General features: G+C 68.9%; 8 protein-coding genes. 5 read left to right on the top strand and 3 right to left on the bottom strand.

Going from position 1 to position 6,551, the window contains the following annotated elements; all coding sequences use genetic code 11:
• Positions 1-1,286, bottom strand: a 1,286-nt coding sequence (locus tag AB0J09_RS52440; protein ID WP_360709440.1) for a sigma-70 family RNA polymerase sigma factor, incomplete at its 3' end; no start/stop codon positions are given.
• 124 nt (positions 1,287-1,410) lie between these two features.
• Between AB0J09_RS52440 and pyrE the strand changes: the two genes are divergently transcribed.
• Complete coding sequence (pyrE, locus tag AB0J09_RS52435; RefSeq protein WP_360709437.1) at positions 1,411-1,944, top strand: orotate phosphoribosyltransferase; 534 nt, start codon at positions 1,411-1,413, stop codon at positions 1,942-1,944.
• Here pyrE and AB0J09_RS52430 read toward each other — a convergent pair.
• Together AB0J09_RS52430 and AB0J09_RS52425 are read right to left on the bottom strand one after the other, a co-directional pair.
• Positions 1,941-2,348: a hypothetical protein gene (locus tag AB0J09_RS52430; protein WP_360709434.1), complete on the bottom strand. Its 408-nt coding sequence runs from the start codon at positions 2,346-2,348 to the stop codon at positions 1,941-1,943. The genes pyrE and AB0J09_RS52430 overlap by 4 nt on opposite strands.
• A gap of 61 nt (positions 2,349-2,409) precedes the next feature.
• Positions 2,410-3,102, bottom strand: a complete 693-nt coding sequence (locus tag AB0J09_RS52425) for a DedA family protein (protein WP_360709431.1) — start codon at positions 3,100-3,102, stop codon at positions 2,410-2,412.
• A 108-nt stretch (positions 3,103-3,210) separates the two neighbouring features.
• Between AB0J09_RS52425 and fbaA the strand changes: the two genes are divergently transcribed.
• The 4 genes from fbaA to AB0J09_RS52405 all read left to right on the top strand — a co-directional run.
• Positions 3,211-4,233, top strand: a complete 1,023-nt coding sequence (fbaA, locus tag AB0J09_RS52420; RefSeq protein ID WP_360709429.1) for a class II fructose-bisphosphate aldolase — start codon at positions 3,211-3,213, stop codon at positions 4,231-4,233.
• A 34-nt stretch (positions 4,234-4,267) separates the two neighbouring features.
• Positions 4,268-4,678, top strand: a complete 411-nt coding sequence (locus AB0J09_RS52415) for a DUF3151 domain-containing protein (protein WP_360709426.1) — start codon at positions 4,268-4,270, stop codon at positions 4,676-4,678.
• 106 nt (positions 4,679-4,784) lie between these two features.
• Complete coding sequence (locus AB0J09_RS52410; RefSeq protein WP_360709423.1) at positions 4,785-6,068, top strand: adenylosuccinate synthase; 1,284 nt, start codon at positions 4,785-4,787, stop codon at positions 6,066-6,068.
• 136 nt (positions 6,069-6,204) lie between these two features.
• On the top strand, positions 6,205-6,551 hold a 347-nt coding region (locus AB0J09_RS52405), incomplete at its 3' end, for a protein kinase (RefSeq protein ID WP_360709420.1).

The raw sequence follows: 6,551 nt of genomic DNA, 5'->3' as shown, positions 1-6,551 counted from the left end.
GCGCACCGCGCGCCGCGTCCCGCTGGGCGGCACGACCAGCCGTCCACGGTGCCCGCGGTGCCTTGGCGACCACGCCGCGCGGGCGGGATGAGCGTCACGCCCGCCGGCAGATAGACCAACGCCGTCAGCTTCTCGCTCGCGGCCTCGCCGTAGTTGCGCAGCCGCATGCCAACGATGCCGGGCCGGGCCCGTACGAGCGATCCGAGCGCGTCGATCGTGGCGCGCAGCCGCGCCTGGGCCGGCGGCCTGCTCCTGACCGGCGGCGGGGGCACCTGGGCGGGCTCCTCGCTCTGCGGCAGCACCGGCTGCACCGAGGCCGGCGGCCCCACCATCGGAGCGGCGACGGGCTTCCTGATCGGCTTCTCGTCGGAGATCAGCAGCAGCCCGGCCGCCACGGCCACCGTCACGGCGACACCGCCGGCCATCGCGGCCTGCTGGTGCTTGGGCGCCCGCCACACCCGGCCGAGCATCCGCAACAGCCCGCCCGCGCCGGCGCCCACCGCGGCCGGCTTGGCCAGCGCAGCCGCGTAGCCGCCGAAGACCGGCCCTGCGATCAGCGGCCCGACCATGACGCGCAGCCCACGGTTGACGTCGGTCAGCTCCAGCAGAACCCCGTGGCACTCCTCGCAGCCGCTCACATGCTCGTCGACCTCATTGGCGTCGCGCCTGGTCAGCCCGCCTCGCACGTACGCGCCCATCTTGCCGAGCACGGGGCGGCAGTCGTGCCGAGGCGGCGAGCCCAGGTGTATCTGCAGGTACGCCTGCCGCAGCCCCTCCCGCGCCCGGTACACGAGCGCCGCCAGGCCGTTGGCGGACAGTCCCAGCAGCGAGGCCACCTCGGCCGGCCTGCACCTCTCCACCTCGGTGTGCCAGAGCACGGCCCGCCACCGCTCGGGCAGCGACAGGAACGCCCTGGCGATCAGCGACTTCTCCAGCCCGACGAGCGACGGATCGACGAACGGCACCCCCGGGTCGTACTCTCCGATCTCCCCCGTGGTCATCTCGCCGCTCTCGAACCTGGAGCGGTCGTGGACCGTGTGCCGCATCACGGTCAGCAGGTAGGTGCGGAAGCCGGAGTCGGGCCCGCCGCCCCTGCCGACCAGATCGAGGATCTTCGTGAACGACTCCGCGACCACGTCCTCGACCTCGACGCGCCTGACGAGCTGCCTGGCCAGCGCACGGGCGGCGGCGGCGTGGCGCTCGTAGAGCTGCCCGTAGGCGGCGGCGTTGCCCTCCCTGACCGCCTGAAGAAGCTCTGCATCGCTTTGCGGCGATTCGACACTCATAGTGACCTCACGATTACGCGGGGTTGCCCCGCGCATTCATTCCGCACTCCCCGTCGTGACTAAACCGCGCCCGCGCCTTTGCCTCTGAGCCGTGACCTTCGAGCAGGCCCATAAGCTTGGACGCATGACGGATCGCGACAACCTGCTGGCCGAGATCGAGAGCAAGGCCGTCGTCCACGGCAAGGTCATCCTCTCCTCCGGCATGGAGGCCGACTTCTACCTCGACCTGCGCCGCATCACGCTCGACGGCGTGGCCGCGCCCCTCGTCGGCAGGGTGATGCTCGACCTGACGGCGGACCTCGAGTTCGACGCGGTGGGCGGGCTCACGCTGGGGGCCGACCCGGTGGCGGTCGCGATGCTGCACGCGGCGGCGGCGCGCGGGCGCACGCTCGACGCGTTCGTGGTGCGCAAGGCGCAGAAGCAGCACGGCATGCAGCGCAGGATCGAGGGGCCCGAGGTGAAGGGGCGGCGCGTGCTGGTCGTCGAGGACACCTCCACGACGGGGGGCTCGCCGCTGACGGCCGTGGAGGCGCTGCGGGAGGCGGGGGCCGAGGTGGTGGCCGTGGCGACGATCATCGACAGGGGCGCCAGGGAGCGCATCACCGGGGAGGGCCTGGAATACCGCTCGGTCTTCACCCTCGAAGACCTCGGGCTCTAGCCGCCTGGGCTCTTGACCGTGAACGCCTCGCGTTCGCCGTCCTTACCCTGCTCCCGGGGCTTGCCGTTCTCGGTGACGCGGACCGTGCCCGCGTCGCTGAGCACCACGTCGAGCTCCGGCTCGAAGTAGCTGACCTCTTCGCCCCTGCTCATGTCGCGGTACTGGAGCACGTCGCCGCCCGGCACGCGTACCGTGACGATGGGGCAGGTGTCGGCGACGCATTCGATGCGCACGGTCGGCACCCGCGCGGTGGCCTCCGTGACGGGGCCGGTCGTGGCCGCGACGGCACGCTCACGCTCTTGCGTCGCGCCGGACGAGCCGAGCAGCGCACGAGCGCCGATGACCAGGAGCGTCACCACGGCGCCCGCTGCCAGGACGGCGAGCGCCAAGCGGGCAAGGCCCATCGGATCTGACCTGTGGCGTCCCACAGTCGGCAGCGTACCCCGGGTAACCCCGGTTTTCGGATCAGTGCACGCGGTGGTGCTTGCCGTTGGGCTCAGGAAGGTGCTTGCGCTCCCTGCGCTTCTTGATCACCTCGACGATGATCGGGATCAGGGAGATGAACACGATGAGGAAGACGCCCGGCAGGATGTACTTGTCGATCTGCTTGGGCTCGACCTTGCTGCCGAGGAAGTGGCCGAGCAGGAGCAGGCCCTCGACCCAGACCACGCCGCCGATGACGTTCCACAGGAAGAAGCGCTTGGCCGGCATCTCCAGCACGCCCGCGACGGGATTCATGAACGTGCGCACGATCGGCACGAACCTGGCCAGGATCACCGCTCTGGCCGGGCCGAACTTCTCGAAGAACTCCTCGGCCCTGTCGACGTGCTCCCTCTTGAACAGCCGCGAATCAGGTCTGTCGAACATTTTGCGGCCGAATCTGGCTCCCAGGAAATGCCCGAGTTGAGCGCCCGCAATGGCGCACAGCGGCGTGCCGATCAACAGCACGGGCCAGGAAAGAGGCTCGATGCCTATTCCCTTGGCCACCGCGGCTGAGCTGAAAATCCCCGCGGCCACCAGCAGTGAGTCGCCAGGCAGGAAGAACCCGAGCAGCAAACCGGTTTCGGCGAAGATGATCGCGAGAACGCCGATCGTCGCGAAAGCCCCGAACAAGGTCAGCCACCACGTCGGGTCGAGGAGATTCCAGAGCCAGTCCACGCCGAGAGCCTACCCGGAGCAGCGACGCACGCGTTGTATCTACCACAGGGGGTAGTGACCCGGGATACTGGGCCTGGCGCGAAGCCGTAACTTCTCAGGGAGAGAATCATGCCTATTGCGACTCCAGAGGTCTACGCTGAGATGCTCGACCGGGCCAAGGCCGGCGGATTCGCCTACCCGGCGATCAATGTGACGTCATCACAGACGTTGAACGCCGCCCTGCGCGGCTTCGCCGAAGCCGAAAGCGACGGCATCATCCAGGTCTCCACGGGCGGCGCCGAGTTCCTCTCCGGCGCGACCGTCAAGGACATGGTCACGGGCGCGACGGCGCTTGCCGAGTACGCGCGGGTGGTGGCCGCCAAATATCCCGTCACGGTGGCGCTGCACACCGACCACTGTCCGAAGGACAAGCTCGACGGCTTCATGCGGCCGCTGATCGACATCTCCCTGGAGCGGGTCTCCAAGGGCCTCGACCCGCTCTTCCAGTCGCACATGTGGGACGGCTCGGCCGTGCCGCTCGACGAGAACCTGGAGATAGCCAAGGAGCTCATTGAGAAGTGCGCCAGGGCGCGGATCATCATGGAGATGGAGATCGGGGTCGTCGGCGGCGAGGAGGACGGCGTCGTCGGCGAGATCAACGAGAAGCTCTACACGACCTCCGAGGACGCGCTGGCCACCGCGGAGGCCGTGGGCCTCGGTGAGAAGGGCCGCTACATGCTGGCCGCGACGTTCGGCAACGTGCACGGCGTCTACAAGCCGGGCCACGTCAAGCTGCGGCCGAGCGTGCTCAAGGAGATCCAGGACTCGGTCGGGGCCAAATACAGCAAGGAGAAGCCGTTCGACCTGGTCTTCCACGGCGGCTCCGGCTCGTCGCTCGAGGAGATCCACGAGGCGATCTCGTACGGCGTCGTCAAGATGAACATCGACACCGACACCCAGTACGCCTTCACCAGGCCGGTCGCGGACCACATGTTCCGCAACTACGACGGCGTGCTGAAGGTGGACGGCGAGGTGGGCAACAAAAAGGCGTACGACCCGCGCTCGTACGGCAAGGCCGCCGAGGCCGGGATGGCCGCGCGCGTCGTGGAGGCGTGCGAGAACCTGAAGTCGAGTGGGACGAAGATCTCCTAGCCACTTAGGCGGCTCGGCGGGTATGACTTGTCGTATGGATAACCTTCTCGCCGGGCCGCCCCCGACTCACCTGCCGGATCTGCCCGAGGCCAGGGCGGCGCTCGAATCCGGCGCCAAGGCCGCCGACGTGGCCGCCCGCTTCCCCGCCCACCCGGCGGCGTGGGCGGTGCTCGCGGAGGAGTACTTCGCGCAGGGGCACGCTGTCACTTCCTACGCCTTCGCCCGCACGGGCTACCACCGCGGCCTCGACCAGCTGCGTCGCAACGGCTGGAAGGGACACGGGCCCATCCCGTGGGAGCACGAGCCCAACCGCGGCTTCCTGCGCTGCCTGTACGCCCTGGCCAGGGCCGCCCAGGCGATCGGCGAGAAGGACGAGGCCGAGCGGTGCCTGCAGTTCCTCAGGGACAGCACGGAGACCGGTTACGACGCGCTCACCAGGGGCTAGCAATCGCTGTCTTGGGACGAATAGGCACGTTCGGGTAGTCTCTCAACGCAAGAGCCCCTGTCGCGCTTGCGCCAGGGGTTTCGATTTGTGCACGGGAGACAGAACCATGCCGGCTGCCGTTCTCGTTGGCGCCCAGTGGGGCGATGAGGGCAAGGGCAAGGCCACCGACCTGCTCGGTGGCGACGTCGACTACGTCGTCCGCTATCAGGGTGGCAACAACGCGGGACACACCGTGGTCATCGGGGACCAGAAATACGCGCTTCACCTCCTACCCACGGGGATCCTGTCGCCTGACGTGGTTCCGGTGATAGGCAACGGCGTGGTCATCGACCCAGGGGTGCTGCTGAGCGAGATCGACGGGCTGGCCGCGCGCGGCATCTCCGCCGAGCGGCTGCTGATCTCGTCGAACGCGCACCTGATCATGCCTCACCACAAGGCCCTGGACAAGGTCACCGAGCGCTACCTCGGCAAGGCCAAGATCGGCACCACGGGGCGCGGCATCGGGCCTGCGTACGGTGACAAGATCGCCCGCATGGGCGTGCGCGTCCAGGACCTGCTCGACCCGGGCATCCTGGCGAAGAAGATCGAGGTCGCCCTGACCGAGAAGAACCAGGTGCTGACCAAGGTCTACAACCGGCGCGGCATCGACCCCTCCGCCGTCCTGGAGGAGTACCTCGCCTACGCCGAACGCCTCAAGCCACACATCGCCGACACCTCGCTGGTGCTGTCCAAGGCGCTGGACGAGGGCAAGTTCGTGCTGCTGGAGGGCGGCCAGGGCACGCTGCTGGACATCGACCACGGCACCTACCCCTTCGTCACGTCCTCCTCGCCCACCTCGGGCGGCGCCTGCGCCGGTGCCGGCATCCCGCCGAACCGCCTCACCAAGATCATCGGCATTCTCAAGGCGTACACCACCCGCGTCGGCTCCGGCCCCTTCCCCACCGAGCTGACCGACGAGATGGGCGACTGGCTGCGCCAGACGGGCGGCGAGTACGGCGTCACCACCGGCCGTAACCGGCGCTGCGGGTGGTTCGACGCGGTCATCGCGCGCTACGCGACCCGGATCAACGGGATCACCGACTACTTCCTCACCAAGCTCGACGTGCTGTCGGGGCTGGAGCGGATCCCGGTGTGCGTCGCCTACGAAGTGGACGGGGTACGGCACGACGAGATCCCGATGACGCAGACGGACTTCCACCACGCCGTGCCGGTTTACGAGGAGTTGCCGGGGTGGCAGGAGGACATCACCAGCGCGAAGTCGTTCGACGACCTGCCGCCCAACGCGCAGGCCTACGTGCGGGCCCTTGAGGAGATGAGCGGCGCCCCGGTCTCGGCCATCGGCGTCGGCCCCGGCCGCGACCAGACCGTGGTGGTGCGCTCGCTCGTCTGAGCGTTCGGGGTCCGCACGCATCGCGGCGGACCCCGCCGCAATCCCGATGCTCCAACTGTTCTCCTTTACTACCTGATTTGCCCCTGTCGGCCGTGATATTGACAGAGGGCTACAGATGGTCGGAGAGGGGGCGCGGGTGACGCTGCTCGCGGGTCGCTATCGGCTGCAGTCGCAGCTCGGCGAGGGCGGCATGGGCACGGTCTGGCGGTCGATGGACGAGCTGCTCCAGCAGGAGGTGGCCGTCAAAGAGGTGAAGTTACCGCCGGACCTCGACGCGGCCTCGCGGACCGAGCTGACCGAACGCACGCTCCGCGAGGCACGGGCCGCGGCGCGACTGCGTTCCCACCCCTCCATCGTCACCGTGCATGACGTCGTCCTCGACGGCGGGCGGCCGTGGATCGTCATGGAGCTGGTCCGCGGCCGCTCCCTCGACCAGGCCGTACGTGACGACGGCCCGCTGCCGCCGCGACAGGTCGCCGGGAT

It is taken from the genome of Nonomuraea sp. NPDC049784 (genome assembly GCF_040659615.1).
Taxonomy (GTDB): Bacteria; Actinomycetota; Actinomycetes; order Streptosporangiales; family Streptosporangiaceae; genus Nonomuraea.
The sequence above is the reverse complement of the archived record's forward strand: the minus strand, read 5'-3'. Positions and strand labels throughout refer to the sequence as shown.

Coding starts and splice junctions, on each gene's coding strand:
- pyrE (WP_360709437.1), top strand. CDS start 1,411: ATGACGGATCGCGACAACCTGCTGGCCGAGATCGAGAGCAAGGCCGTC.
- AB0J09_RS52430 (WP_360709434.1), bottom strand. CDS start 2,348: ATGGGCCTTGCCCGCTTGGCGCTCGCCGTCCTGGCAGCGGGCGCCGTG.
- fbaA (WP_360709429.1), top strand. CDS start 3,211: ATGCCTATTGCGACTCCAGAGGTCTACGCTGAGATGCTCGACCGGGCC.
- AB0J09_RS52415 (WP_360709426.1), top strand. CDS start 4,268: ATGGATAACCTTCTCGCCGGGCCGCCCCCGACTCACCTGCCGGATCTG.
- AB0J09_RS52410 (WP_360709423.1), top strand. CDS start 4,785: ATGCCGGCTGCCGTTCTCGTTGGCGCCCAGTGGGGCGATGAGGGCAAG.